The sequence below is a fragment of the Streptococcus equinus genome (genome assembly GCF_049393805.1).
In the GTDB taxonomy this organism is placed as follows: domain Bacteria; phylum Bacillota; class Bacilli; order Lactobacillales; family Streptococcaceae; genus Streptococcus; species Streptococcus equinus.
Genome location: NZ_CP185763.1, coordinates 1,178,810 through 1,204,522, shown reverse-complemented (window position 1 = coordinate 1,204,522; position 25,713 = coordinate 1,178,810). Strand labels below are relative to the sequence as shown.

At 37.8% G+C, this 25,713-nt stretch carries 25 protein-coding genes; 5 read left to right on the top strand and 20 right to left on the bottom strand.

What is annotated here, in order from left to right; all coding sequences use genetic code 11:
- Nucleotides 1–12: 12 nt before the first annotated feature.
- Genes lacD through lacA form a run of 4 tightly spaced genes read right to left on the bottom strand, consistent with a single transcriptional unit; the run spans nucleotide 13 to nucleotide 2,912 of the window.
- Nucleotides 13–1,008 (bottom strand): tagatose-bisphosphate aldolase, encoded by a 996-nt coding sequence (gene lacD, locus ACN0NP_RS06010; RefSeq protein WP_157339101.1) that lies wholly within the window; start codon nucleotides 1,006–1,008, stop codon nucleotides 13–15.
- A 2-nt stretch (nucleotides 1,009–1,010) separates the two neighbouring features.
- Nucleotides 1,011–1,943 (bottom strand): tagatose-6-phosphate kinase, encoded by a 933-nt coding sequence (locus ACN0NP_RS06005; protein WP_423216963.1) that lies wholly within the window; start codon nucleotides 1,941–1,943, stop codon nucleotides 1,011–1,013.
- An 11-nt stretch (nucleotides 1,944–1,954) separates the two neighbouring features.
- The gene (gene lacB / locus ACN0NP_RS06000; RefSeq protein WP_074480961.1) at nucleotides 1,955–2,470 is read right to left on the bottom strand and encodes a galactose-6-phosphate isomerase subunit LacB; all 516 of its coding nucleotides are present in this window, start codon (nucleotides 2,468–2,470) and stop codon (nucleotides 1,955–1,957) included.
- Between the two features lie 16 nt (nucleotides 2,471–2,486).
- Nucleotides 2,487–2,912 carry a galactose-6-phosphate isomerase subunit LacA gene (lacA, locus tag ACN0NP_RS05995; RefSeq protein ID WP_039697713.1) on the bottom strand — a complete coding sequence of 142 codons (426 nt, stop codon included), beginning with the start codon at nucleotides 2,910–2,912 and terminating at the stop codon, nucleotides 2,487–2,489.
- A 299-nt stretch (nucleotides 2,913–3,211) separates the two neighbouring features.
- On the opposite strand from lacA, the gene ACN0NP_RS05990 reads away from it, so the two are divergent.
- Entirely contained in the window at nucleotides 3,212–3,982 is a 771-nt protein-coding gene (locus tag ACN0NP_RS05990) for a DeoR/GlpR family DNA-binding transcription regulator (RefSeq protein ID WP_074567059.1), read from the top strand.
- A 119-nt stretch (nucleotides 3,983–4,101) separates the two neighbouring features.
- Here ACN0NP_RS05990 and ACN0NP_RS05985 read toward each other — a convergent pair whose 3' ends face one another.
- The 13 genes from ACN0NP_RS05985 to ACN0NP_RS05925 form a co-directional block, all read right to left on the bottom strand.
- Entirely contained in the window at nucleotides 4,102–5,235 is a 1,134-nt protein-coding gene (locus ACN0NP_RS05985) for an ABC transporter ATP-binding protein (protein WP_024344569.1), read from the bottom strand.
- Between the two features lie 98 nt (nucleotides 5,236–5,333).
- Nucleotides 5,334–6,182, bottom strand: coding sequence for a helix-turn-helix domain-containing protein (locus tag ACN0NP_RS05980; RefSeq protein ID WP_423216962.1), 849 nt, complete (start codon nucleotides 6,180–6,182; stop codon nucleotides 5,334–5,336).
- Nucleotides 6,183–6,211: 29 nt separating this feature from the next.
- Nucleotides 6,212–6,655, bottom strand: coding sequence for a D-aminoacyl-tRNA deacylase (gene dtd, locus ACN0NP_RS05975; RefSeq protein ID WP_423216961.1), 444 nt, complete (start codon nucleotides 6,653–6,655; stop codon nucleotides 6,212–6,214).
- Between the two features lie 129 nt (nucleotides 6,656–6,784).
- Nucleotides 6,785–9,007 carry a RelA/SpoT family protein gene (locus ACN0NP_RS05970; protein ID WP_074483945.1) on the bottom strand — a complete coding sequence of 741 codons (2,223 nt, stop codon included), beginning with the start codon at nucleotides 9,005–9,007 and terminating at the stop codon, nucleotides 6,785–6,787.
- Nucleotides 9,008–9,128: 121 nt separating this feature from the next.
- Nucleotides 9,129–10,085 carry an acetylxylan esterase gene (locus ACN0NP_RS05965; RefSeq protein WP_423216960.1) on the bottom strand — a complete coding sequence of 319 codons (957 nt, stop codon included), beginning with the start codon at nucleotides 10,083–10,085 and terminating at the stop codon, nucleotides 9,129–9,131.
- Nucleotides 10,086–10,098: 13 nt separating this feature from the next.
- The gene (locus tag ACN0NP_RS05960) at nucleotides 10,099–10,740 is read right to left on the bottom strand and encodes an SGNH/GDSL hydrolase family protein (protein WP_423214318.1); all 642 of its coding nucleotides are present in this window, start codon (nucleotides 10,738–10,740) and stop codon (nucleotides 10,099–10,101) included.
- A gap of 9 nt (nucleotides 10,741–10,749) precedes the next feature.
- Nucleotides 10,750–11,613 (bottom strand): ROK family protein, encoded by an 864-nt coding sequence (locus ACN0NP_RS05955; protein WP_423216959.1) that lies wholly within the window; start codon nucleotides 11,611–11,613, stop codon nucleotides 10,750–10,752.
- Nucleotides 11,614–11,646: 33 nt separating this feature from the next.
- Complete coding sequence (locus ACN0NP_RS05950; protein ID WP_074567054.1) at nucleotides 11,647–12,360, bottom strand: GntR family transcriptional regulator; 714 nt, start codon at nucleotides 12,358–12,360, stop codon at nucleotides 11,647–11,649.
- Between the two features lie 74 nt (nucleotides 12,361–12,434).
- Nucleotides 12,435–14,666, bottom strand: a complete 2,232-nt coding sequence (locus tag ACN0NP_RS05945) for an alpha-galactosidase (RefSeq protein WP_423216958.1) — start codon at nucleotides 14,664–14,666, stop codon at nucleotides 12,435–12,437.
- A complete protein-coding gene (locus ACN0NP_RS05940) occupies nucleotides 14,663–15,247 on the bottom strand; it encodes a hypothetical protein (RefSeq protein ID WP_423216957.1) in 585 nt (194 codons plus the stop codon). Before ACN0NP_RS05940 ends, ACN0NP_RS05945 begins: the two co-directional genes overlap by 4 nt.
- A 21-nt stretch (nucleotides 15,248–15,268) precedes the next feature.
- On the bottom strand, nucleotides 15,269–16,096 hold the full coding sequence (locus ACN0NP_RS05935) for a carbohydrate ABC transporter permease (protein WP_074567051.1): 828 nt from the start codon (nucleotides 16,094–16,096) through the stop codon (nucleotides 15,269–15,271).
- Nucleotides 16,096–16,980, bottom strand: coding sequence for a carbohydrate ABC transporter permease (locus tag ACN0NP_RS05930; protein WP_045798270.1), 885 nt, complete (start codon nucleotides 16,978–16,980; stop codon nucleotides 16,096–16,098). The genes ACN0NP_RS05935 and ACN0NP_RS05930 overlap by 1 nt, the downstream gene beginning before the upstream one ends.
- A gap of 111 nt (nucleotides 16,981–17,091) precedes the next feature.
- A complete protein-coding gene (locus ACN0NP_RS05925) occupies nucleotides 17,092–18,387 on the bottom strand; it encodes an ABC transporter substrate-binding protein (protein WP_074567050.1) in 1,296 nt (431 codons plus the stop codon).
- Nucleotides 18,388–18,820: 433 nt separating this feature from the next.
- On the opposite strand from ACN0NP_RS05925, the gene ACN0NP_RS05920 reads away from it, so the two are divergent.
- The 4 genes from ACN0NP_RS05920 (at nucleotide 18,821) to panD (ending at nucleotide 22,535) form a co-directional block, all read left to right on the top strand.
- Nucleotides 18,821–20,272 (top strand): RICIN domain-containing protein, encoded by a 1,452-nt coding sequence (locus ACN0NP_RS05920; protein WP_423216956.1) that lies wholly within the window; start codon nucleotides 18,821–18,823, stop codon nucleotides 20,270–20,272.
- A 159-nt stretch (nucleotides 20,273–20,431) separates the two neighbouring features.
- Entirely contained in the window at nucleotides 20,432–21,259 is an 828-nt protein-coding gene (gene panB / locus ACN0NP_RS05915; protein WP_423216955.1) for a 3-methyl-2-oxobutanoate hydroxymethyltransferase, read from the top strand.
- A 20-nt stretch (nucleotides 21,260–21,279) separates the two neighbouring features.
- The gene (gene panC, locus ACN0NP_RS05910; RefSeq protein WP_423216954.1) at nucleotides 21,280–22,122 is read left to right on the top strand and encodes a pantoate--beta-alanine ligase; all 843 of its coding nucleotides are present in this window, start codon (nucleotides 21,280–21,282) and stop codon (nucleotides 22,120–22,122) included.
- Nucleotides 22,123–22,145: 23 nt separating this feature from the next.
- Nucleotides 22,146–22,535: an aspartate 1-decarboxylase gene (gene panD / locus ACN0NP_RS05905; protein WP_398575239.1), complete on the top strand. Its 390-nt coding sequence runs from the start codon at nucleotides 22,146–22,148 to the stop codon at nucleotides 22,533–22,535.
- A gap of 53 nt (nucleotides 22,536–22,588) precedes the next feature.
- Here panD and manA read toward each other — a convergent pair whose 3' ends face one another.
- From manA to celB, 3 genes are all read right to left on the bottom strand, one after another.
- The gene (gene manA, locus ACN0NP_RS05900) at nucleotides 22,589–23,539 is read right to left on the bottom strand and encodes a mannose-6-phosphate isomerase, class I (protein ID WP_074567045.1); all 951 of its coding nucleotides are present in this window, start codon (nucleotides 23,537–23,539) and stop codon (nucleotides 22,589–22,591) included.
- A gap of 73 nt (nucleotides 23,540–23,612) precedes the next feature.
- Nucleotides 23,613–24,338, bottom strand: a complete 726-nt coding sequence (locus ACN0NP_RS05895; protein ID WP_021141545.1) for a GntR family transcriptional regulator — start codon at nucleotides 24,336–24,338, stop codon at nucleotides 23,613–23,615.
- A 52-nt stretch (nucleotides 24,339–24,390) separates the two neighbouring features.
- On the bottom strand, nucleotides 24,391–25,659 hold the full coding sequence (gene celB / locus ACN0NP_RS05890) for a PTS cellobiose transporter subunit IIC (RefSeq protein ID WP_074534046.1): 1,269 nt from the start codon (nucleotides 25,657–25,659) through the stop codon (nucleotides 24,391–24,393).
- Nucleotides 25,660–25,713: the final 54 nt, after the last annotated feature.

Genomic DNA, 25,713 nt, shown 5'->3' with positions numbered 1-25,713 from the left:
ATGAGTTAGAGTTTAAGCAAATGCTGGTTCGATAACCTTCTCAGTCCAAGAAGTAGCTGTTTTAGCAAGAACAGCATTCAGTTCTTCGATGTTCTTACGTCCTTGTGTTCTTAACCATTCACGCGCAGCTTCTTCGCCTTCTTCGATGTAAACTTGAACAGAATCAGCCCAAGTAGCACGTCCACAAAGGACACCGTTGAATTTAGCACCTGATTCAGCCGCAAAGACTAAAGTTTCTTGGAAAAGTTTAGCAGACACGCCTGCACTTAAGTAAATATATGGCAAATGGCTTGCAGCCTCTTGGTCTTCAAAGGCTTTAGCAGCTTCTTTCCTTGTATAAACCACTTCACCATCCGCAAATCCTTCAACATATTTCATATTGACAGGAACTTCAACCTTAAGCACATCAATGCCAAAACGTTCATCAGAGAAAACTTTCATTGCTTCATTGACTTTATGCGGTTTAACTTTGGCAAATGCTGCGCTTGTATTATCAGAAATAGTTTCATCATAAGTCAAGATTTCAAGGAAGAATGGCATGTTTTCAGCTTTACATTCATCACCAATACGTTCAATGTAAGCTTGTTTTTGAAGATTAACGTATTCATCACCATCAACATCATAATAAAGCAAGAATTTAACAGCATCTGCCCCTTCTTCTTTAAGACGTTTTGCAGACCATTCCACTAAACAATCTGGTAAGCGACTAGTCGTTGTGGCATCATAACCCGTTTTTTCATAAGCAAGCAAGAGTCCTGCATTGTCATCACGAACTTTACTTGCTGGCAAACCATACTCAGGGTCAAGAAGAATAGATGACGCATATGGTGTCAATTCTTCTGAAACCAGAGCTTTCAAGTGTTCGATTTGTTCAACTGTTGGTTCTTCTGTTTGATATTTTGCCATCATGCGTTTTAGGGCTCCGCGTTGATCAAATGCCAAAGCTGAGATGACACCATCACGGCTAAGTTTCTCAAGTAGTCTACGTTTTTCTTGTGTTAATACCATTTTTATACCTCTTCAACTTGAATCTGATTAAATAAGTTTTCATAATTTGCCATGTTAACATGACCTGTCATTTTTTCTTGAGCATTGAGCATACCAAGTGTATTGGCATGTCGTAGGAAATCGCCATCAGAAAGATTATGAGTAATCGCTGATGCAATTCCTGCGACCGTTGAATCACCTGACCCAACAGGATTTACGACTTTGATTTTAGGAATACGAACACGATAAAATTTATCACCGTGTTTGGCAAAAGCTCCCTTACTGCCTAGTGAAACAACCACCCAGTCAATTCCTGCAAATAAATCATCCTGCAAGATTTCTTTTAAGTCAGCTACATCACCTGACACTTCTCTTTTGACAAGTTGTGATAATTCTTCTGTGTTTGGCTTGATAACAAATGGTTTGTCGTCACCTGTTAATACGGCTTCCAGAGCCTTGCCAGAGCAGTCCAAGACGACTTTTTTACCTTGTAAATTAGCTTGTGCAATCATTTTTTGATAATAAGTCGGGCAAAGACCAGCAGGCAAACTACCTGAAATCGTCACAACATCATAGGTTGGGCAAAGATAGCGAAAATGATTAAGAAAACCATCTGCCTCATCTTGGTCAATCATCGGACCTGCTTCCAAAATTTCTGTCTGCAAACCTTCATGTAAAATAGCAATACAGTTTCGAGTTTCCCCGTGAATTTTGAAAAAGCGGTGCTTGATTTGACTTTTATCTAATTGCTCTATCAGAAAGTCTCCTAATTTTCCACCGATAAGACCAGTAGCTGTCACATCATCACCAATATCAGATAGGACGCGTGTGACATTCAAGCCCTTGCCGCCCGCTGTTTTCTTGACATCAGAAACACGGTTAACCGTGTCTAGTTTTAATTCATTAAGCGGATAAGAAATATCGATTGATGGGTTCAATGTTACCGTTAGAATCATCTGAATTTCTCCTAATCGTGATATTCACCGCGGTCCCATTTTTCAAGAAATTCATCAAAGAAATCTGGTGATGTTTGGTCTTTATTAACTGTTTCAACTTGTGCAATTTTTTCAATCAAAGCTTTGTTTTCTGCTGTTGGTTTATATTGTGCTTTGATAAAAGCTTCGACAATGTCACACATGAGTAGCTCACCTGTGATTTTTCCACCAAAACCGATGACATTAGCATTTAATTCTTCTTTAGCATAAATCGCTGTTGTCATATCACGAACCAAAGCAGAACGAATACCTGGAACTTTGTTAACAGAGTTATTAATACCAACACCTGTACCGCAAATACAAACACCTAAATCTGCTTGTCCACTTGTCACTGCTTCTCCGACTTTTTTACCAAAAATTGGGTAATGCGTACGTGTGTGGTCATAAGTCCCACAGTCAATCACTTCGTAACCTTTTGATTTCAAGAAATCTGACACTGCCATTTTTTCTGTTGTTACGATATGGTCACATCCAATTGCAATTTTCATTTTATCTTCCTCGCTCCTAGCACATTTTATTTAGCATATCGACACGGATTTGGTGACGACCACCATCATAGTGACCTTCCAAAAATCCTTTAACAATATTTTTCGCCAAAGTAACTCCGACAATTTCAGAACCCATAGTAATCATGCGAGCATTATTGTGAGCACGTGTCATATAAGCAGAACGTTCATCTGAAACTTCCGCACAAATCATACCTTTGATTTTAGTTGCTGTCATAAAGCTACCTGCACCATAGGCATCAATCATAATACCTAGATTTTCATCTGATTCGTTGACACCAGCCGCAACAGCAAGCGTGTTATCAACGAAATCTTTATTAACATCTGTGACGTCTTTGACATCATAATCATTTTCGAGCAAGTAATCTTTGATAATATTTTTCAAAGTTTCACCTGCAGCATCTGAACCAAGAATAACTGTCATTTTAACACCTCAAATTTTTTCTTTTATCTAGATAATTTTTTAAAAACGTTTTTTTATGTTTATATAATAAATCCAAAACAAACATTTGTCAACATATTTGTTTAATATTTTTTAAAAATGTTTGTTGATTTTTGTTTACTGTATTGAAAACAACGTCATAGAAATCCTTTATTTTCAGTACTTTTCACCTTTGTTACAGTAATGTTTCAAATTGTTTCTTTTTTTTCTTATTTGTTGAGTTAGTAATTCAATTGTGATATGATAATGACAAGGAGAAATAAAAAAGAAAGGAGTTTAGTATGTTAAAAAAAGAACGCCTCCAGTGGATTCTTGAGAAAATCAACGTAAAAGGTGTTATTACTGTTAACGACATCATTAAAGAACTTGGTGTTTCAGATATGACTGTTCGTCGTGACCTTGACGAACTCGATAAAGAAGGTTTGTTGATTCGTATCCATGGTGGCGCCCAAAGTATCGATACACCAAAAGTAAAACCTAAATACGAAAAATCAAACAGCGAAAAACAAGAACTACAAATTGAAGAAAAACGCGCTATTGCAAAATTTGCAAGTCAACTCATCCAAGATGGCGAAACAGTTTTCATCGGTCCTGGAACAACGCTTGAACATTTTGCACATGAGCTTGTCGCTAAAAATATCCGTGTCGTAACAAACAGTTTGCCAGTATTTACCATTTTAAATCAAAATAAAAGCACTGATTTAATCTTAACTGGTGGGGAATATCGCGATATTACGGGTGCTTTTGTTGGTTCTTTAACGTCAACTTACTTGAAAGAACTTAAGTTCTCAAAAGCATTCGTCAGTGCTAACGGTGTCTTTGGTGATTCTGTTGCTACTTATAGCGAAAGCGAAGGAGAAATTCAACGTATTGCCCTAGACAACGCCTTTGAAAAATTCCTACTTGTTGACCACGAAAAATTCGATAAATACGATTTTTATGACTTCTACAATGTCAGCAAAATTGATCATCTTGTCACTGATTCAGGAATTTCTGAAGATGCCAAAGAAAAATTCGGTCACTTAACAGACATTATGACCGCTGAAGATTAATAAAAATAAAGAAAAGCTACTCTATCTTGAGTAGCTCTTTTTATAACAAAAAACCTCCTAGGCAAATTAGCTTAGGAGGCTTTAAGGTTGTATTCTAGAAAAGTTTTTGAGAGATCAGATTAGCGAATAGCTCTTTCTGTTTCTGGGTCAAAGAAATGACCTTTAGCAACATTCAAAGTCAATTCAACTTTTTCACCTGGTTGATAAGTGTCACGTGCATCTGTACGTGATACAAGTTCAACGTCACCAGATTTAACGTAAAGCATTGTTTCTGCACCGAGCAATTCTGATACAGTCACTTCTGCTTCTACAGTTGCCCCTGGGTAAGTTTCACGAACAAGTGGGTTATTTGAGATATCTTCTGGACGGATACCGAAGATAACTTTTTTACCTTTGTAACCTTTGAGTTCAAGAAGTTTACGTTGACCTTCTGGCAAAGTAATCTTAAAGCCATTGTCGCAAACCAAGCTATCACCTTGAACAGTTGCTTCAAAGAAGTTCATAGCTGGGCTACCAATGAATCCAGCAACGAATTTGTTAGCAGGACGGTTATAAAGTTCTTGTGGTGTACCGATTTGTTCTACACGACCGATTGTTCCTGAACCGTCTGGGTTTTTAGTAGAACTCATGATAACAATACGGTCAGCAAGTGTCATAGCTTCTGTTTGGTCGTGAGTTACGTAGATTGTAGTTGATCCGATACGACGGTGAATTTTAGCAATTTCAGCACGCATTGATACACGAAGTTTAGCATCCAAGTTTGACAAAGGTTCGTCCATCAAGAATACTTTAGCATCACGGACAATGGCACGTCCCATGGCAACACGTTGACGTTGACCACCTGAAAGGTCAGCTGGCTTACGTTGAAGGAATTCTGTCAAACCAAGGATTTGAGCAGCTTCACGAACACGTTTGTCAATGTCGTCTTTTTTATATTTTCTAAGTTTCAAACCAAATGCCATGTTATCATACACAGTCATGTGTGGGTAAAGAGCATAGTTTTGGAAAACCATGGCGATATCACGGTCTTTTGGTGCTTTGTCATTGACAACTTCGCCATCAATTTTAAGTTCACCTTCTGTGATATCTTCAAGACCAGCAACCATACGAAGAGTTGTTGATTTACCACAACCTGAAGGTCCTACAAAAACGATGAATTCTTTATCTTTGATGTCAAGATTGAAATCTTCGACAGCATAGTGACTTGCATTTGGATATTTTTTGTAAATGTGATCTAGATTAAGTTCTACCATTTTTCTACTCCTTTGATTTATGGCTTCATTATAGCAAAGATAACGCTTACAAACCATAGACAGAAGAACCAATATTTTTTGTGCAATGTGCACAAAAGTTAATTTTCCATAATCAAAAGATAGACAAAAGCTAAATCATTTAGATTTTTCAAATTGAGACCAGAAACTAAGCGGAATTTCTCAAGCTTATAATGCAAAGAATTGCGGTGAATGTAAAGACTTTGTGCCGTTTTTGCTAAGTTGCCCTGCTCTTGCCACATGGTCGTGATAATCATATGAGTATCTTTGTTATCATCAATTGCTTGCAATATTTTATGCTTAATCGCTGGCAAATCAAGCTGGTGCGCGTAAGCTAAAAGCAACATTTCTGAAAAAGTCACCGTCCGTTCGTTTCCAAGATAGTGCCCTGCATTCGCAAATAAACGGCTTTCTTCTTGATAATACAAAGGCAGTTCGTCAGCCTGAAGTTTGTTCCAAACATTACCAAAAAAGACTGTCAACTTAAGACCAAAGTCGCTCTCAAGAGTTGGTAGAACATCTTTAACAAGAGCTTGTGCCTCAAGCGTCTCTTCTTGATTAAGGATTAGCAAAGTTCGATTTTTTGAAATGACAACATGCGCAAGCATATTTGGTAAAAGTGTCTCAAAAAAGTCAAATAACTCTTCTGGTAATAGTTCTTTATGGTCAATATAAATGATTTGAAGGCATTTGTAACCTTGCGATGCACTTGTGTCATTTTGAACTAAATAACGATACCAAGGATTATCAGTAATGCTAGCATCCAACACGCCATCATTTTTTAAGGTTAACAAAGCTTTTTCACGCTCGCTAAGACTGGCTAAAGGCAAATAAAATGTCTGTCCATTTTCTTCAACAGCCACCCAATCATCTGCGTGTTCTACTTTTTCAGCTCCGACCGCTTCTGGAAATAAACTTTCTAATGACATGTCTCAACTCCATTCCTTTTTAGCTAATGTTAGCGCGATTTAGTATCCAAAATAATTGTTACAGGGCCATCATTAAGTAAGCTCACCTGCATATCTGCACCAAAAACACCTGTTTCAACTGGGACAAATTTAGCCAAAGCTTCGTTGAAATCATTGTAGAATTTCTCAGCTTTGTCAGGTTTTGCTGCTCCGGTAAAGGCTGGACGATTTCCTTTCTTAGTATCAGCAAATAAAGTAAATTGTGACACAGACAAAATACTTCCCTTGATGTCTTGAACTGACAAGTTCATCTTGCCCATATCATCTGAGAAAATACGCATATTTGTAATTTTACGCACAGCATAATCAAGGTCTTCTTGCTCATCATCTGGTCCAACCCCAACTAACAACAACAAACCTTGATTAATATCTCCAATAATCTCATCATCAATCGTAACTTGCGCTTCTTTCACGCGCTGAATAACAACTTTCATATCTATTCCTTTCAGAAAATAAATTCGCTTTCATTATTGCCATTTTAACATTTTCAAGAAAAGAAAAAAAGCACCGACCTTATACTCTTTTACACAAAAAAATGAGCTGCATTATCAGCTCATTTTATCTTATCCATTTGTACGTTTAACAGAATAAACGTCTGGGATGATTTTAATTTTATCTACAACAGCGGTCAACTCTGTTAGGTTTGAAATGGCAAAGCTAACATGAATATTAGCAAATTTCATGTCCTTACTTGGTTGAGCGTTAACTGTTGAAATATTTTTCGTAACATTTGAAAGAACTTGAAGAACATCATTAAGAAGTCCTGAACGGTTAAGACCATAAATATCAATTTCAGCCATATAATCGTTATTGGCACTTGTGTTGTCATCCCATTCCACTTCGATTAGACGTTGTTCATAGCCTTCTTGACTTTTGATATTGTGGCAGTCAGCACGGTGAATAGCCACGCCACGTCCTTTAGTGATGTAACCTTCAATTGGGTCACCTGGAACTGGGTTACAGCATTTTGCAATACGCATCAAGAGACCTGACGCCCCTTGGATAATTACACCATTTTCGCTGCGAACTTTCAAGACATCTTTATTTTCAGTCTTGACCTCGCCGCCATTCATAAGCTCTTCAGCTTCTGCCTTAGCTTTTGCACGTTCTTCTTCGCGGCGTTCTTTTTCCGTCAATCGATTAAAAACTGAAGCAGCGCTGATTTCACCAAATCCAACAGCTGCATATAAAGCTTCTTCGCTACGAACACTGAAGCGTGGCAAAATAGCTTCAAGGTGTTTTTTATCCAAGTATTTGTTAGCTACATAGCCTTGGTCTTGGAAATAATCCACCAAAAGTTCACGACCTTTGTTGACAGATAATTCCTTATCTTGATTTTTCAAGAATTGACGAATACGATTTCTGGCTTTGTTGGTCTTAACAATCTTAATCCAGTCACGGCTTGGACCAAATGAATTTGGATTGGTTACAATCTCAACCACATCACCTGTTTTTAGTTTTGCAGTTAGTGGCACCATGCGTCCGTTGACTTTAGCACCAACAGCTTTTTCACCGACTTGGGTATGAATAGCATAGGCAAAATCAATTGGTCCTGAATCTTTTGGCAATTCTTGTACAGCACCTGTCGGCGTAAAGACATAAATGCGTTCTGAGAAGATATCTTGTTTGACAGAGTCAACAAAGTCAACAGCATCGCCGTTTGAAGCATCTTGCAATTCAACAAGCTCTTTAATCCAGCTCATGCCGACAGCTTGTTCTTGGTCATCAACCTTGCCTTTAATACCTTTTTTGTATGCCCAGTGAGCAGCAACCCCGTATTCAGCGACTTGGTGCATTTCTTTGGTACGAATTTGAATTTCAATCGGACCTTTTGGACCATAAACTGTTGTATGGATAGATTGATACCCATTAGCTTTTGGAGCAGCAATATAATCTTTGAAACGCCCTGGCATTGGACGCCACAATTCATGAATGTAACCAACCATGGCATAAACGTCGCTCGGTGTTTCCATGATGCAGCGAATAGCAATCAAATCATAGATTTGGTCGAAGCGTTTCTTCTTGTCACGCATCTTACGGTAAATTGAATAAAGGTGTTTTGGACGTCCGTAAACATCGCCATAAAGCCCTTGTTCTTCCGTGTAATCTTTGATTTTCTTAACAATTTCATCAACCAAAGCTTCGCGTTCACGACGTTTTTCGTTCATCATGTGAGAAATCTTGTAGAACTCAATTTCGTTTAGATAACGGAATGACAAGTCTTCCAATTCCCACTTGATACGACTAATCCCCAAACGATGTGCAAGAGGGGCATAGATTTCCATAGTTTCACGTGAAATACGCTCTTGTTTGTCTTTACGCAAATGTTTTAGCGTACGCATATTGTGCAGACGGTCAGCCAATTTCACCAAAATAACACGGATGTCTTTTGACATTGCCATAAGCATTTTACGGTGATTTTCAGCCAATTGTTCTTCATGTGATTTGTATTCAACTTTACCAAGTTTTGTTACACCATCAACGATAATGCGAACATCTTTACCAAACTCTGCTTCAATCTCGTCTAAAGTGATGTCAGTATCTTCAACAACGTCATGCAAAAAACCGCAAGCCACAGTTACCACATCAAGGTGCAAATCTGCCAAAATACCTGCCACTTGAATAGGATGAATGATGTATGGCTCACCTGATTGGCGCACTTGAGAAATATGTGCTTTTGTCGCATAATCCAATGCTTTTTGGACAATCGCCACGTCCGATTCACTCATATATTGGGCCGTTAGGGCAACGACCTCTTCACCCGTCAAATTCACAATTTTTGCCATAAGGACCTCTTCTTTTCTCTCGCATACAGATTTATATTGTTACTATTTTAACACTAAAATGGCTAAAATACCAATGCATTAGCCAAAAAGACCTGAACCAAAAACTGTTCAGGTCAACTTTTTAGTTTTCAACCAAAATCTGGTGCATTATGTCAGTAAATTTTGGTAAATATTCGTGTCCGTATTCTGGATAGAAATAAAGTTTTTTAGAAGACTGGATACGATTATACACAGCAAATTGTGTTTTGGGATGACAAGTCCTATCTTCAAGTCCCATTGCCCAAACTACTTTTGCTGTAATGTGTTTTACTAAAAATTGTATATCAACATAATCAAGTGCTGCAAAAACAGATTTTTCATTTTCATGAAGAGGGTCGCGAAAACGGAAATAATATGCTAGTTCTTCATATGCTGACTGCGTTACATCAAGACTATAGGCAGTACGATAATCACTCAAAAATGGATACTGCACAAAAACACGCTTAATCGATGGGTACAAACTTGCACAGACTAAAGCAAGAGCACCACCTTGTGAAACGCCGTATGACATCATGTTTGCCTCATCAACAAAAGGCAATTGGGCAACTATTCTAGTCAGCTGATAAACATCTTGAAAAACTGTTCGATAAAAAAGATTTTCAGGACCATCTTCAATGCCTCGAATAAGATGACCTTTCAGTGTTCCACCATTCGTCAGCAAATGATCTTCTGATTTACCACCTTGACCTCTGATAGACAAAGCAACAACAACGTATCCTTCTGATACTAAAGATAGTTTATCAGACCAATCGCCAACATCGCTGTGGTATCCATGAAATTGAAAAACCACTGGATGTTTTGTATTTGATTTTTTAGGCAATAACAACTGCGCATAAATTTTTGAATGATGAACGCCTGTAAAAGAAAGATCATAGCATTCTGCAATTGTTGAAGCAAATTCAGCAGGAACTAACTCATAATCATAACCAAGTGAGTCTACCTCAGCTTTTGCCTTGTCCCAAAAAGCATCAAAGTCAGCGGGTTCTGCTTCGGCGCCTTGATAATCTCCCCACTCTTTTAAAGCATCGTCTATTTTCATAATCCACCTACTTTCAGTAAACAAAAGTCAGGCGTTTTAAAATTTCTTGAGCGATAACGGTTGCTCCTGCCAAGGTTGGATGAACACCATCTTCGCCTGTCAATTCACGTCTACCATTAAGCAAAGCTTGCTCATTCATCAAGCCATCAAGCGGAACTAATTCAAGACTGAATTCACGCGCCAAGTGACGAACGATCTGAATTTTTGGGTCAAGATCTTTACGCCAAGTCATACGGTCTTCTGGGTAATCTAGAACATAAGGTTCCATCAGCAAAATTCGCTCAACTCCCGCACTCTTCAAACTTTGCAACAATTGTCGATAAATCGTCTCAAAACGCTCTTGCTCGCCATCGCTAGCAAAACCATCTTTACCAACTAAATGCCAAACATCATTAATCCCAACCATTAAAATCACAACATCTGGCTTCAAAGAAAGGCAGTCAGCATCAACGCGGTCCAACAAATCTTGAACTTTATTGCCACCAATTCCTCGGTTGAATAATTGTAAATTAAGCTCTCGGTGATGCTCCAACAAATCAGCTGCTACTAGGCTCACAAAGCCAGTTCCGAGACTTGCTGGGTCCGCTTTGTCACGTCCCCACTCAGTGATACTATCACCAAAAAAGACAATACGGTCATTCTTTCTAATTTCCATAAGACTGCCTCACTTTGTGTTTAAAAAGTTAGAAACAGCTCCAAATAGATTGGCATCATTTCTAAATTGACAGACTTTTAATTGATAGTCTAATTCACGCGCATTTGTTGTTTCAATCAAAGCCTTGATACGTTTATCAAGCTCTGGCACCAAATCCTCGCGCACTGAAATGCCGCCACCAATTCCAACCAAATCTGGATTTAGACTGACTAAACAATTAAAAATTCCAGTAGCTAGAGCATCATACATTCCAGACAAAGCTGCTTTGGCATCTTCATTTCCAGAATCTGCTAAATCAAATAAATCTTTTCCTGAGAATTGACTTAAGCCGTGTTCTTCGGCGTAATTCTTTGCTACCTGAACTGGACTTGCAAGGTTACTGAGTGTTTTGCCATCTTTCATCATCATGTAGCCAAATTCTCCGCCATAAAGGCTACTGCCCTTGTACAATTTGCCATCTTGACAAATAGCGCCACCAATTCCTGAACCAATAATAAAGTAAATAGCATTTTTGCTGTCTTTACCAACGCCAAACTGAGTTTCAGCAAGACCAGCACAATTAGCATCATTTTCAATCGTTACTGGCAAATTAAATAGAGCTTCAAGCTCATCAATAATCTTGAAACGATGTAAATATGGAATCGCACTAAAGCCTTTAATGACACCTTCTTTCGTGTCAACGGCTCCAGGGCTTGACATGGCAACTCCCTTGGTATCCTTATCAGATAACTCCTTAACTACTTGATATAGATTTTCTTTCATTTCTTCCCAAGTTTTTGGGGTAGCAAAAGAACTCTTTTTATCAATACTGCCATCTTGATAACGACCGTATTTTACAGATGTTCCACCAATATCAAACACGACTAAATTCATTTGTTTCTCCAATCTATGTAGCGAAATCTACTACTAATGATGTGTCAAAACAATCTCCAAAGAAAATTCATCGTAACGATGGGTACTAATTGAGTATTCAAAGGCAACGCCATTTGTTAAATAGCCTGTTTGAACAGCAATAGCTACTGGGTCACCTTTTTCAAGTGCAAGATAGTCTGCTTCTTCATCTGTCGCACGGCGTACAGAAATCGTACGGTGACCAGATTGAATTTTTAAACCAAGACCATTTTCAATGTAGTCATAAATTGAATTTTCCACATGCTCAATCTTTAAACCAGTAATCAAATCAATTGGCATGTAAGTTTCTTCGATAACCGTTGGTTTATCATCGACTACACGCACACGATGAATTTTGTAAACGAAGCTTGTTTCTTTAATTTTTAATTTTTCTGCGATTTCAGGTGTTGCTTTAACAACCGTAAAATCAATTACACGGCTTTTGATTTTTTTGTCTGGATAAAAGGCTGTGGTTCCCATCATTTGAATATCCATCAACATTTTTTCCATTTTTTCAATAGATAAGTCCATAACGAATGTACCCGCACCACGACGTTTGTAAATCAAACCTTCTGCAACTAAAATATCCAAGGCTTTTTTAACAGTCATTTTGCTGACATCGTAAAACTGACAAAAATCTTTTTCAAACGGCAATTGTTCGTTAGGCTGATAAACACCTTCTAAAATCTTCTTACGTACATCATTTGCAATAAGATTATATTTTTCCATTTTTTCTCCTCTGTTCATAGGCTTACACATTTTCTTATCTATATTGTAAACTAGAACCCCAGAAGTTCCAAATGTTATTTAATAAATTCTTGCAAATGATAAATTTCTCCATAAAAGTCACCTGGCATTTCACGTGACCAATAATCATTTTCTCTACCAATGTAATTTTTCCCTAAAATAATTCCAATGGTTTCTAAATCTCGACCATATCTCATCTCATCTTTACCATTTCCGGTTAGATGATAAGTTTTTTCTGGATTTAATCCAACTAGTTTTAAGCGTTCATAAAAAGGATTGGGTTGTGCAAGGATTGTATAATAGCCAACTAAGGCTTCACTTTTTTCTTTATCCACAACCATCCAGCCAACATGGTTTTTATCCGTCAAATCTAAGCGATAGAAAATACCATTTTGAATCAATTCTTGATAGGCATGATATTCTTTAATCTGCGCTTTAACAGTTTCTTTTTCCTCTGCTGTCAAAGACAAAGGGTTCAATTCGTAGCCAAATACACCAAACATGGCAACATCTTTTCGCATATCAAGCGAAGTCACACGTGCTACTTGATGATTAGGAACTGCTGATACGTGGGCACTCATGGTCGACAAAGGATAGACCATCGATGTTCCCCACTGAATACTCAAACGTTCCACTGCATCTGTATCATCACTTGTCCAGATTTGTGGTGAGTAGTAAAGCATTCCAGGGTCAAAACGTGCCCCGCCACCTGCACAAGACTCAATCAAAACATCAGGAAATGCTTGATTTAGTTTTTCATACAAACTATAGACACCTAAAATATAACGATGATTGACCTCACCTTGCTGCTCACTAGGCAAATGACTCGAAAAGCTTTCTGAAATATAGCGGTTCATGTCTAACTTAATGTAATCAATTGGCACCGTTGATAACAAGTGTGCCATTTGTTTGTAAATTTCTTCAACTACCTCAGAATTTCCAAAATCAAGGACAAATTGGTTACGACCATGCGAAATATTTTTTTCTGGATTGCCGATGACCCAATCTGGATGCTCTTTAAACAAATCAGTATCATCTGATACCATTTCTGGCTCAAACCAAAGTCCAAATAGCATTCCTTTTTCTTTGATAGCCTTAGCTAAATGAGCAAGTCCGTCTGGTAATTTTTCCTTGTTTTCTGTCCAGTTACCAAGTGAACCTGTATCGCTATTTCGCTTGCCAAACCAGCCATCATCAAGAACAAAAAGTTCTATACCTAATTTGCTAGCTTCTTCAGCTACTTTTAAAATCTTTTCTTGATCAAAATCGAAATACATCGCCTCCCAACTATTTAATAAAACAGGTCTTTTTTTATTTTTCCATGAACTTCGTATTAAATGCTCTTTATAAAAATCATGAAAAGCCTGACTCATTCCATTAAAGCCTGATTGGCTGACAACCATGACAGCTTCAGGAGATTCAAACAGCTGCCCTGGTCGCAGTTTCCAATCAAACTGAAAAGGATTAATACCCATTTGTATGCGTAAGGTATTGTAATTATCGGATTCAATTTGGGCTAAAAAGCTTCCACTATAAATCAAGCTAAAACCATAAACAAGTCCACTGTTTTCACATGTTTGTGGTGAGCAAATAGCAAGAAACGGATTGTGGACATGACTACTATGACCTCGAGTACTTGATATATTTTGGATACCTTTTTGAATGGAGCTACGTGATAAATGATTTTCACGCGCCCAAGCACCATCTAAATGAACCCAGTCATAATTCTCATTTGGAAGATCTAAACTAAAACTAGCAAAACGTTTAATCGAGACCGTTTGTGTGTCCTTGTTAATGATTTTTTGCTGACGAGTAATAATAGGGTAATTCGCATAAATCGCATAATGCAACTCAATTTCTAAATCAGCATAATCATCTTTCAAACAAACAATCAACGTTTCAACATCTTCTTTATTTCCAAAAGTCCCTGGAAGAGCACCCGTTACTGTTTTTCCTTTTTCAATACGATAGCCAACATAGCGAAAATGTGAAATCAAATCTCCCGTCGGATATTGAATTTCTAAAGCAGGATACCGAAAATCCGTCGTTCCAAATACAGGATATTCTTGCTTGATATGCTCAAGCGACATTAAGCTTGAACCCATATAAAGATTATTTCCAGGGCGAATTTCACGCTCAATCAAAAAGGTAAACGACTCGTAATCAGAAATAGCAGGACCACAATATAATTGCTCTAAAATCCCTGTTTTCTCCATTACTCTAAACACATACGATACTTTTCCATTGGTCAAATGAAAAGAAAGTTCTTCTTCATTAATGAGAATCATGACTTGACTCCTTTAAATTGTACTTTTTGAATACGTCCAACAAGATAAAAATAAATTCCTGGAAACAATAACCAACCCAACATTGTTTTGGTTAATGTTAACCACACAAAGATAAAAGCAAGAAGAAAAATAAAAATAACCTTTTGAAAATCTTTTTTTATTTCAAGAAGACTTTGATAAAATTGATTTTCTTTCCTTGACGACTGTGTTTTTACATAGTAAATCACGATAACTAACCAGACTTGCCAAGCTAACCCACCAATATAAAACATGGCAAATGATAGCTGGCTGATATTGACCAGACTAAGCAGCCAACCAGTCAAACCCAAGCTAAAAAAGAAAGTCATCATAGCCGAAATCACTTTAGCATAAGCTACTTCTTCTACTTGCTTTATGAAATCTCTGAATCGTATATCCTGTGGATTATCAGATGCAAAATACTGCAAAATAACTTTGATAGCAAAGACCCAGCCATAGACAAGACCTCGACTTAACAAAGCCAACCAGAAAAGCACTGAGCCCTTCACAACGGTATACACTAAATTAACTACTTCTATTAAGTGTGAAGATTTTCTTGTCATAGCTGTTCCTTTCTAACTATTTTATTTCACTGAACCAGCAACACCATTGTAGATGTACTTTTGAAGTGATAAAAAGACAATTAAAATTGGCAAAATAACGATGACAACCCCTGCCAAAATAACAGGCCAATTGGTTCCGTAAGGTCCTTTAAAGGCAAAGAGCGCTGTTGAAATAACTTTCAAATTACGGTCTGGCATATAAAGGAAAGGATTGTAAAAGTCATTGTAAACACCGACACCACTAATAATTAACATGGTAACAATTGGGGCTTTCAAATTTGGCAAAATGATACGCCAGAAAATGCCAAAATGATTAGCGCCATCCAAATAAGCTGACTCATCAAGCGAAATGGGAATTTCATCAAGATATTGCAAAAAAACATAGACAGAAATAACATCAGTTCCTAGATTGAGCAGAATAACTGACCAAATCTTGTTAAATAAACCAAGTGAATTAATAATTTGGAATGTCGCAACTTGGCTAGTAATTCCCGGAATAAGCATTGCTAGCATAAATAGCGTTAAAATTGGTTTTTTCAATTTAAAATCAAATCGACTAACCGCATAAGCAAACATTGAGGCAAGTGTTAATTTTCCAACCATGCTAACTACAAAAATGAACAACGTATTTTTGAAACCAAGCAGCATTTGCCCATTTACAAAAGCTGTTTTATAGTTTGAAAAATCGAGAGATTTTGGTAAATCAAGCACGCCTGAGCTTAAAAATTCTGTATTTGATTTAAAGGAACCAATAAAAACAACCAGAATCGGTAAAATCGCAACGGTTGCTCCAACCATCAAAATAAGATATTGAAGAACTTTTCCAACTGTTATTTTTTTCGTTTTCATCACAACGTCTTCCTTTCACTAGTCACAACTTTTTGAATCAATGAAACTACAATAACAATAAACAAAAGGATAATTGCCATCGCTGATGCAAGACCAACTTTATTGTACTTAAAGGCAGTCTCAATAGTTTGAATAACAAATGTTGATGTTTCATTAGAGCCACCTGTCATGATATATGGAATATCAAAGACGCTTAGCGAACCACTTACACCCAAGATAATGTTAAGAAAGACAATGTTTCGAATACTTGGAAGAATAATGTATCTAAATTGATTCCAACGATTAGCACCATCAATCTCAGCCGCTTCATAAACTTCTGGATTAATAGATTGAATAGCTCCTAGGAAAACTAAAAAGTTAAATCCTGTATAACGCCAAATTGAGGTAAAGGCAAGTGAGATATTATTAATCGAACGATCTCCTAACCAAAGCTTGATTTGGTCTCCAAGACCAATTGCTTTCAAAACAGTATCAAGTGTTCCTCCACCTTTGTAGAAATAAAGAAAAATAAAACCAATCGCAACACCATTTAGAAGATATGGGAAGAACAAAATCCCTTTCCAAAAATTTGCAAATTTTACTTTGAATGATAAAATCGTCGCAAATAACAAGGCAATACCTAATTGGAAGAAAGTTGCAATGAAATAGTACAAACTCGTTTTAAAAACTGAAAAATAATTTGGATTTGTCAAAACCGTTTTATAATTTTCAAGTCCTACAAAATTTGGGTCCTTGCTATATCCGTTCCAGTCTGTCAAACTATACTGAACCATCTTTACTAAGGGATAATATGAAAAAACAAGTAAGAGAAGGATTGGAATAATGGTAAATGAGAAAACCAGAAGACGTTTTTCCCATTTTTTGCTCAATTTATTTTTTGTCATAATAACCTCCAACACAACAAAAATAAACTAACTTTTTCTGATTCACTAATGAGTATAAGTAAGGGAAATCGACTTTTCGACTCCCAAACTTTCTCATTACATTGAATACTCCTAGTTATCTGAAACTGCTTTAATGGCGTTAGCCCATTTTGTGTTGAAGTCTTTCATGATATCGTCAAATGACTCTTTTGAATTTCCAATAGCAGAATCAATGATACGTTGTTTTTCAGCATCTGTAGTACCAATACCTAATTCAGATTCATTATTAATGTCGCTAAAGAGAGATTCTTTACCTTCTGGTGCTGGATTTTCTTCAAGGACTTCCACACCTGCTTCTTGGCTATCTTGAAGAGCTTTTGGATATTTCGCACCTTTTACTGTCGGAATACCACCGTTATCAACAGCATAATTAGAATCATTTACCATCCAATCGATGAATTTACGAGCTGCTTTTTTGTGTTTACTGTGAATGTTAATACCATAATTATAGTCACCACCAATTGGCATGTATTGTTTACCATCTGGTGCTGTAGCAGGGAAAGCTTCAAAGCTAATATTATCAGCGTTATCCTCATTTGCTTCTTGAATTTGTGGAACCGCCCAGCTGCCAAGTACCATAACACCAACTTTTCCATTTGCTAAATCAACTTTTGATTGTTCCCAATCACTAGTCGTTGGATCAGACTCAACCAGACCTTCTTTAGCCGCTGTATAAAGCGTATTGTAAACAGTGTACATTGTGTCACCTTGCTCGAAAGGTGCTGTATCAGACGTCATTTTATTGGTGAAATCTGGATCACCTGCTACTCCTGAACGAGTGAAGTCCCAGTTAGATAATGTCCAGCCTGCTGCATAGTTGGTATAAAGAGGTGTCACATCACTATCTTTTTCTTTTATTTTCTTCAGCGCAGCAATAAAATCTTCTGGAGTTTTAGGGAAGTCTTTAATTCCCGCATCTTTGAAGACTTTTTTATTAACAACCATACCAGTCGCATTCATCTGACTTGGAATACCATATTGTGTTCCTTGATATGAACGATCGTTAAGACCTAAATATTTTTCAGATAAATCCTGTGTTTTTCCGAGGGGTTCAAAGAAATTAGCGTAGTCTTTTGGACTAATGTCACCAGGAATCATCAAAACATCACCATATTCTTTACTGTTCATGCGTGTTTTCATTTGACCAGCATAATCAGTGATTGTCTGAACTTCGACTTTGATATCAGGATACTTTTTATTGAATTCAGCAAGATACTCATCCCATTTACCATTAGTCTCCCAGTCGGTCTTGTGGTTAATGAAAGTAATTGTTTCTACTTTACTATCCTTAGCGTTCCCATTTGAACAACCAACTAATGTTACGGCTGCAAGTGCAGTCACTCCTACAGTAAGCCAACCTTTTTTCATAGGTTTTCCCTCCTAAATTTAGCTTCTTTTTGTTTGCGCTTACATTATAGCACTTTATTTTAGAAAAGTATATACATTTAAATTAAAATGCTTTATATTTTTTAGCGTTCTTTCTTTTTCTACTATTAAAGCCACACTTTTTAAAATTTTAAAAAATTATTTTTCTTAGCTAAAAAGTTCATTTTTTAGGTATTTTTAGGCCGCTAATTCAAATAAAAAGGTCTTTTAAAAAATTGATAAAAAACAGCACTTAATATATATACTTTTTAATTCAAATGTGTTATACTCTTTTTGGATGCGCTTCCTGAAACTTTAATAACGTTTTTGTATACAATTACTAGCACATGTCACAAAAAAAGGAGATTTACACAACTAACACTATTAATGTCTAAATTGAACACTTAGTTTTAACATTTGGGAGAGGAGAAAACTAATGAATAAAAAACTCGTCGGATCATTAACAGCGCTAGCTTTGCTTACTGGTGCTGTGTCAGCTCATGAGGTAAAAGCTGATGCTATTGTTTCAGGAAATACTTATAAAATCACAGCTAGACATAGCGGAAAAGTTCTAGATGTTGCAAGAGGGGCAAAAAATGCGGGCGCTAATGTCCAACAATGGGATGATACTAACGGTACCAATCAAAAATGGACAGTCGTTGATACAGGAGACGGTTATTACAAATTGGTATCAGTGAACAGTGGAAAAGTCCTCGACGTCGCTTCTGCAGCAACTTACAATGGTGCAAACGTTCAGCAATGGGATGATACTAACGGAACTTGCCAAAAATGGAAAATCGTTGATAACGGCGACGGCTCTTACAAGTTAGTCTCAGCAGTTAGCGGAAAAGTTCTAGATGTTGCAAGAGGGGCAAAAAATGCGGGTGCCAATGTCCAACAGTGGTCAGACACCAATGGCACAAACCAAAAATGGGAATTCACAAAAGTAAATGATGGTGGAAATACTAACCCTTCTGACACAACACCTACTACGACAACTGGTTTCCACACTAGTGGCACAACACTTTACGATGCCAAAGGAAATCCATTTATCATGCGTGGTATCAACTACCCATATGCTTGGTATAAAGGACAAGAAGATACTGCTATACCTGCAATCGCAAGAACTGGTGCTAACTGTATTCGTATCGTCATGGGAGATGGACAACAATACAGCAAAACATCACTTGCTGAAATTCAAAAATTATTGCGACTTTGTAAAGACAACCACTTGATTGCAATCGTTGAAGCCCACGATGCTACGGGTTCTGATAACATCCAAGATTTGGAAAATGCGGCAAATTATTGGATTGAAATGAAAAACGCCCTCATTGGAAACGAAGCAAATGTTATTTTGAACATTGCTAATGAATGGGCTGGTTCTTGGGATAGTTCTACTTGGGCATCAGGTTATCAACAAGTTATCCCAAAACTTCGTAACGCTGGTATTAAAAACACTATCATGGTTGATTGTGCTGGCTGGGGACAATATCCAAAATCAATTGCTGATGCAGGTCAAAGTGTCCTTCAATCTGATTCACAAAAGAACATCATGTTCTCTATTCACATGTACGAATATGCTGGTGCCTACGGTGCTGTACAAAACAATATTGATTCATCATTAGCCGTTGGTGCACCACTTTGTATCGGTGAATTTGGTATCAAACACACTAATGGTCCTATCGATTACAAGACTATCATGAGCTACTCTCAAGCCAAAGGTGTCGGCTATCTAGGCTGGTCTTGGAAAGGAAATAGCAGCGAGCTTGCTTACCTCGATATGGTTCAAGACTGGGCTGGCAGACAATTAACCGAACAAGGTAATGCTATTCTTAACGACCAAAATGGTATCAAAAATACATCAAAATCTTGTAGTATTTTTGACTAAGAACTAACATTTCTATACCCAATCATATTCAGATGAGGAAAGGTGCGGAGCTCACTTTTCCTCGTTTTTAAATTTAAAATTTTCTGAATATTTGATATAATATTAGCCAGATGCGTTTTATTCTGAAAGTTTTTAGACTTTTAGAGAAAGGAGACTCTCATGAAAAATACCGTTTTGAGCTTTCAAAAAGCCAAAAAAGACGGTCAAAAACTAACCATGTTAACCGCCTATGATTATTCAACCGCAAAATTAATTGACAGCACTGGTGTCAACAGCATCCTTGTTGGTGATTCTCTTGGAAATGTCATGCTAGGCTACGATGATACGATTTCTGTGACTATGGAGGATATGATTCATCACGGTAAAGCCGTTTGTCGTGGAGCAAAAAACGCTCTAGTCATCGTCGATATGCCTTTTATGTCCTACCAAGTTTCTGTCGAAAAAGCTCTTGAAAACGCCGGGCGCTTAATGAAAGAAACTCACTGCCAAGCCGTTAAATTAGAAGGCGGAAAGAGTGTCTGCCCGCAAATTAAAGCTATGGTTGATGCAGGAATTCCTGTCTGTGCACATCTTGGTCTCACACCACAACACATCAATGCCTTTGGTGGCTTTAAGGTTCAAGGTAAAACTGAAGCTGCTGCCAAACAACTACTAGAAGACGCCAAAGCCGTTCAAGAAGCTGGTGCCTTTGCTTTGGTACTTGAAGCTATTCCAGCAAAACTCGCACAGCTTATCACCGAACAACTCGATATTCCTACTATCGGTATCGGTGCTGGCAATCAAACTGATGGACAAGTTCTTGTCTACGCTGATTTACTCGGATTGTTCTCTGACTTTACACCAAAATTTGTTAAGCGCTACGCAAATCTTGGCACTCTCATCGGCGATGCTGTGAAAACTTATATCGATGACGTTGCCAACCAAAAATTTCCAACAAGTGAAAATGAATATCACATCGATGACAGTATCATCGACAAACTTTATTAATGAGAAAGAGGTCACATCATATGAAAATCGTTCATAACGTTGAAGACGTTCGTAAAGCTGTCAAAGCCTGGAAAGCAGCTGGCAAAACCGTTGGACTCGTTCCTACCATGGGCTATCTCCACGAAGGGCACAAGAGTTTGATTGACAAAGCCGTTTCTGAAAATGACCATGTGGTTGTCAGCGTTTTTGTCAATCCAATTCAATTCGCTCCAACCGAAGACCTCGAAAGCTATCCGAGAGATTTAGAACAAGACGCCAAACTCTGTGAAGCTGCAGGTGCAAGCCTCATCTTCAACCCAGACCCAAGCGAAATGTACTCACCAACTTTCTCAAGTTTCATCGATATGTCTACCTTAACCAAAGGACTTTGCGGAAAAACTCGCCCTATTCATTTCAGAGGTGTCTGCACAGTAGTTGGAAAACTCTTCAACATCGTTGAGCCAAATAAAGCTTACTTCGGGCAAAAAGATGCACAACAACTTGCAGTTATCAAGCACATGGTTGACGATTTGAATTTTAATCTTGAAATCGTTGGTTGTCCGATTGTTCGCGAAGCTGATGGGCTCGCAAAAAGTTCACGTAACACTTACCTTTCTACTGATGAACGTAAAGCTGCACTTGTCCTTTCACAAAGTTTGAAACTAGCTGAAGAAATGATTGCTAGCGGTGAAAAAGACACAGAAAAATTGAAACAAGCCATGACTGATTTCATCGAAAAAGAACCACTAGCTAAAATCGACTACGTTGAATTTGCGGACTGGAAAACTTTAGAGCCAGTTGAGGTTATTGACCGACCCGTCCTCAACGCCATTGCTGTCTACATCGGTAAAACACGCTTGATTGACAATCACATTTACGAGTAAAGGAGAAAATCGTGCATATTCAAATGCTAAAATCAAAAATCCACCGTGCTGTCGTCACAGGTGCCGAAGTCGATTACGTTGGAAGTATCACTGTCGACCCTGAACTCTTTGAAACTGCTGGCATGGTTGAATACGAAAAAGTTCAAATTGCAGACGTGGAAACAGGCAGTCGCCTTGAAACTTACATCATCGCTGGTGAACCTGGCAAGGGAGAAATTTGCCTTAATGGCGCAGCCGCAAAACTCGTCAACGTCGGCGACCATGTCATCATCATGTCTTACGCTGACTTCACACCAGACGAAGCTAAAACTCATAAACCACGCGTTGTCTTCGTTGATGAACATAATAAATTAGCCCGCTTCACACGCTATGAAAAAGCTGGGCGCCTTTACGACCTTGAAGTCGAAAAATAAAAAAATCCGAGAGACATTCTCGGATTTTTTATTTCACTCATGCTTACGAACATTTATTTTTCATTTGGATGGCTAGCGATAATTTCTAAATCGCCATCAAGTTGCCATGATTTTACATCGTTTGGCAAGATGAAATGATCACCTTTTTTAAGGTTATAAACACGGTTATCCACAGTCAAGCTACCTTGACCTGAAAGAACACTTACTAACAAATATGGCGCTGTTTGGGTAAAGTTAACTGCACCCGATACGACCCATTTGTAAACAGCGAAGAATTCATTTGACACCAAAAGGCTTGAACTCAAGTTATCCACATCTACAGTCACAGGTGTGCTGTTTGCAGGTTCACCAATTGTTAGAACATCAATTGATTGTTTAATATGCAAATCGCGAAGATTACCAGCCGCATCACGACGGTCAAAATCATAAACACGATAAGTTGTATCACTTGATTGTTGTGTTTCCAAAATCAAGATACCTTTACCAATTGCATGCATTGTGCCACTTGGTACGTAGAAGAAATCACCAGCTTTGACTGGAACTTTTGTCAACAAATCGTCCCATTTGCCTGCTTCAATCATCTCAGCAAGTTCTTCTTTTGATTTGGCATTGTGACCATAAATAATTTCTGAATCTTCATCAGCAGCAATGACATACCAGCATTCTGTCTTACCGAGTTCACCTTCATGTTCAAGGGCATAAGCATCATCTGGGTGAACTTGCACACTAAGCCAATCGTTAGCATCAAGAATTTTTGTCAATAATGGAAAGACTTCTGATTTTGGATTTCCAAAAAGTTCTTTGTGTTCACGATAAAGTTTATCTAAGCCTTCACCTTTATATGTACCATTATCCACAATTGAGACACCATTTGGGTGAGCTGAGATAGCCCAATATTCACCAGTCGTTTCGGTCGGAATATCGTAACCAAATTCGTCACGAAGTTTTGTTCCGCCCCAAATTTTATCATGCATTTGTGCTTTTAAAAATAATGGTTCTGCCATAAAAAATTTCCTTTCTTCAAGCAAATCTGCTTGTCTACCACGAAGAAACCCAAAGTTCTTTTGGGTTTCTCAGCTAAATATTCTTAACATCCAACAATGAATATCCGCGTACATCATAACGATTTCTCGTGCGTGAATACTCAATCGGTCTACCATTTTCCAAATAAACAACTTGCTCCACTTGCAAAATAGGATCATCATCCCGACAAGCTAAATGGTCTTTATCGTATTGATCAGGTTTTTCAGCAGTGATATGACGATAAGATCCAGCAAATTTAAGATGCAAAGTGTTCCAAAGATAATCATAAACCGATGCCAACAAAATGCTATCATCCAATCCAGGAACCAAGTCACACGCCATATAAGTATGCTCAAGAGCATATGGTTTACCATCTAGCAAACGTAGACGAATAATTTTGTAAACTGGTGCTGATTGTTCGACCTGAAGACGTTCAGCAATCTCCACATCAGGAAATTCAACGGTAAACTCAATGATTTTGCTCGTTAATTTGCGAGAATCATCCTTCATGTCATGGCTTAAGCCATTGTAGTTGTTCAATCGAAATCTCGAATCCTCTTTATCCCAAAACGATGAGTTTAAAACCTTCGTTCCATTACCTTGTTTTGAAAGGACCAAACCTTCAATGGTTAACATCTCAATAGCTTTTTTGATAGTCATTCGACTTACCCCAAATTCTTTTGCCAAGTCAGATTGAATCGGCAGCATCGAATCAATTGGGTAAGTTCCGTCTGAAATCCTTGTTCGAATAATCCCTGCAATCTCTTCATATTTTGACATAGATCGCTCCTATTCCACTTGTATAGACTAATTTTTAAAACTTATAGTCTTATTATAGCGCAGAATCAGGTTGTTTGTCCAGCATATGCAAGAATGGTAACCAGATAAATCCGACAATCAAGCAGTCAATAATTTGAAGAAGACCGCCAGCAAGTGAGTTTGTCGCAATCATACCACTAAAGAAGACTGGCACAGTCCAAGGAACAGATACTCCTGTTGGTGCAGGAACAAGGCCAATTGCCATTACGAAGTAGTTAAGAGCTGTAACGATGATTGGTGAAATCACCCAAGGAATAAGAATTGTAGCATTCAAAACGATTGGCAAACCAAAGATAACAGGTTCATTAACGTTAAAGATACCAGCACCAAGTGCCAAACGACCAACGTCACGGTATTGTTTTTTCTTCATGATAAATGCCATGATGATAACAACCGCAAGAGTCATCCCTGAACCACCAAGACCAACAGTGAATGTTTCCATGAATGGTTTTGAAATAATGTGAGGAATATGTTCACCTGCTTTGTAAGCATCCAAGTTATCATACATCAAAGTGTTCCAAATTGGGTCCATAACAGAGTTAACAAGAATTTGTCCGTGAAGACCAAAGAACCACAAGAATTGGATAAAGAAGATGGCAATCAGTGTTGCCCAAATACTACTACCAAGACCAACCAAAGGCATTTGGATAACATTATAAATCACATCGTGAAGGTTTGTATTGAAAGCACCTGTTACGATTGCATTAAGCGCTGTGAAGATTGATAATGTCAAAACTGCTGGAATCAAAGCAGCAAATGATTTTGCAACTGCAGGTGGCACGCTGTCAGGCATTTTAATTTGCCAACCTTTTTTGCTGACGCGGCAGTAAATTTCAGTTGCGATAAATGACACAATCATTCCTAGGAACATGCCTTTTGCCCCTAAACGATCTAGGCTAAGAACGTTAGATACTTCTTGACCTTTATCTGTCAATGTGTAAAACGGTGTTAAAAGAAGGAAACTTGCAAATGCAATTGCTCCGCCAAAAATACCATCTTCATCATATGATTTAGATAGGTAGTAACCAATCCCCCAGGTTACAAAGACAGTCATAATTGACATTGTCGCATTTTGTGCATTACCAAACAGACTTGATAAAAGCGCTTTCGTACCATCGTTTAAAAAAGGAAGGTTAGAAATAACGACAACAATTGACCCAAACATGGTCAACGGGAAGGCAAGCATGAAGGCATCACGTAAAATCGACAAGTAGCGATTGGAAGCCAATTTGTTTGCCAAAGGCAAAAGTTTGTCACTGATAGCATCTAGAAACTTGTTCATAAACACTCCTCTTTCCATTTAGTTTGTTTTTACATTATCATTATAACTTATTTT

What these genes read in the sequence shown, in the direction of transcription:
- ACN0NP_RS05925 (WP_074567050.1), bottom strand. Translation starts at nt 18,387, where the DNA reads ATGAAAAAAGGTTGGCTTACTGTAGGAGTGACTGCACTTGCAGCCGTA.
- dtd (WP_423216961.1), bottom strand. Translation starts at nt 6,655, where the DNA reads ATGAAAGTTGTTATTCAGCGCGTGAAAGAAGCGCAAGTTACGATTGAT.
- panB (WP_423216955.1), top strand. Translation starts at nt 20,432, where the DNA reads ATGAAAAATACCGTTTTGAGCTTTCAAAAAGCCAAAAAAGACGGTCAA.
- ACN0NP_RS05945 (WP_423216958.1), bottom strand. Translation starts at nt 14,666, where the DNA reads ATGATTCTCATTAATGAAGAAGAACTTTCTTTTCATTTGACCAATGGA.
- panC (WP_423216954.1), top strand. Translation starts at nt 21,280, where the DNA reads ATGAAAATCGTTCATAACGTTGAAGACGTTCGTAAAGCTGTCAAAGCC.
- ACN0NP_RS05970 (WP_074483945.1), bottom strand. Translation starts at nt 9,007, where the DNA reads ATGGCAAAAATTGTGAATTTGACGGGTGAAGAGGTCGTTGCCCTAACG.
- ACN0NP_RS05935 (WP_074567051.1), bottom strand. Translation starts at nt 16,096, where the DNA reads ATGAAAACGAAAAAAATAACAGTTGGAAAAGTTCTTCAATATCTTATT.
- ACN0NP_RS05985 (WP_024344569.1), bottom strand. Translation starts at nt 5,235, where the DNA reads ATGGTAGAACTTAATCTAGATCACATTTACAAAAAATATCCAAATGCA.
- celB (WP_074534046.1), bottom strand. Translation starts at nt 25,659, where the DNA reads ATGAACAAGTTTCTAGATGCTATCAGTGACAAACTTTTGCCTTTGGCA.
- ACN0NP_RS05990 (WP_074567059.1), top strand. Translation starts at nt 3,212, where the DNA reads ATGTTAAAAAAAGAACGCCTCCAGTGGATTCTTGAGAAAATCAACGTA.
- manA (WP_074567045.1), bottom strand. Translation starts at nt 23,539, where the DNA reads ATGGCAGAACCATTATTTTTAAAAGCACAAATGCATGATAAAATTTGG.
- ACN0NP_RS05955 (WP_423216959.1), bottom strand. Translation starts at nt 11,613, where the DNA reads ATGAATTTAGTCGTGTTTGATATTGGTGGAACATCTGTAAAATACGGT.
- lacA (WP_039697713.1), bottom strand. Translation starts at nt 2,912, where the DNA reads ATGACAGTTATTCTTGGTTCAGATGCTGCAGGTGAAACTTTGAAAAAT.
- ACN0NP_RS05920 (WP_423216956.1), top strand. Translation starts at nt 18,821, where the DNA reads ATGAATAAAAAACTCGTCGGATCATTAACAGCGCTAGCTTTGCTTACT.
- lacB (WP_074480961.1), bottom strand. Translation starts at nt 2,470, where the DNA reads ATGAAAATTGCAATTGGATGTGACCATATCGTAACAACAGAAAAAATG.
- ACN0NP_RS05930 (WP_045798270.1), bottom strand. Translation starts at nt 16,980, where the DNA reads ATGACAAAAAATAAATTGAGCAAAAAATGGGAAAAACGTCTTCTGGTT.
- panD (WP_398575239.1), top strand. Translation starts at nt 22,146, where the DNA reads ATGCTAAAATCAAAAATCCACCGTGCTGTCGTCACAGGTGCCGAAGTC.
- ACN0NP_RS05960 (WP_423214318.1), bottom strand. Translation starts at nt 10,740, where the DNA reads ATGGAAATTAGAAAGAATGACCGTATTGTCTTTTTTGGTGATAGTATC.
- ACN0NP_RS06005 (WP_423216963.1), bottom strand. Translation starts at nt 1,943, where the DNA reads ATGATTCTAACGGTAACATTGAACCCATCAATCGATATTTCTTATCCG.
- ACN0NP_RS05965 (WP_423216960.1), bottom strand. Translation starts at nt 10,085, where the DNA reads ATGAAAATAGACGATGCTTTAAAAGAGTGGGGAGATTATCAAGGCGCC.
- ACN0NP_RS05940 (WP_423216957.1), bottom strand. Translation starts at nt 15,247, where the DNA reads ATGACAAGAAAATCTTCACACTTAATAGAAGTAGTTAATTTAGTGTAT.
- ACN0NP_RS05980 (WP_423216962.1), bottom strand. Translation starts at nt 6,182, where the DNA reads ATGTCATTAGAAAGTTTATTTCCAGAAGCGGTCGGAGCTGAAAAAGTA.
- ACN0NP_RS05895 (WP_021141545.1), bottom strand. Translation starts at nt 24,338, where the DNA reads ATGTCAAAATATGAAGAGATTGCAGGGATTATTCGAACAAGGATTTCA.
- lacD (WP_157339101.1), bottom strand. Translation starts at nt 1,008, where the DNA reads ATGGTATTAACACAAGAAAAACGTAGACTACTTGAGAAACTTAGCCGT.
- ACN0NP_RS05950 (WP_074567054.1), bottom strand. Translation starts at nt 12,360, where the DNA reads ATGGAAAAATATAATCTTATTGCAAATGATGTACGTAAGAAGATTTTA.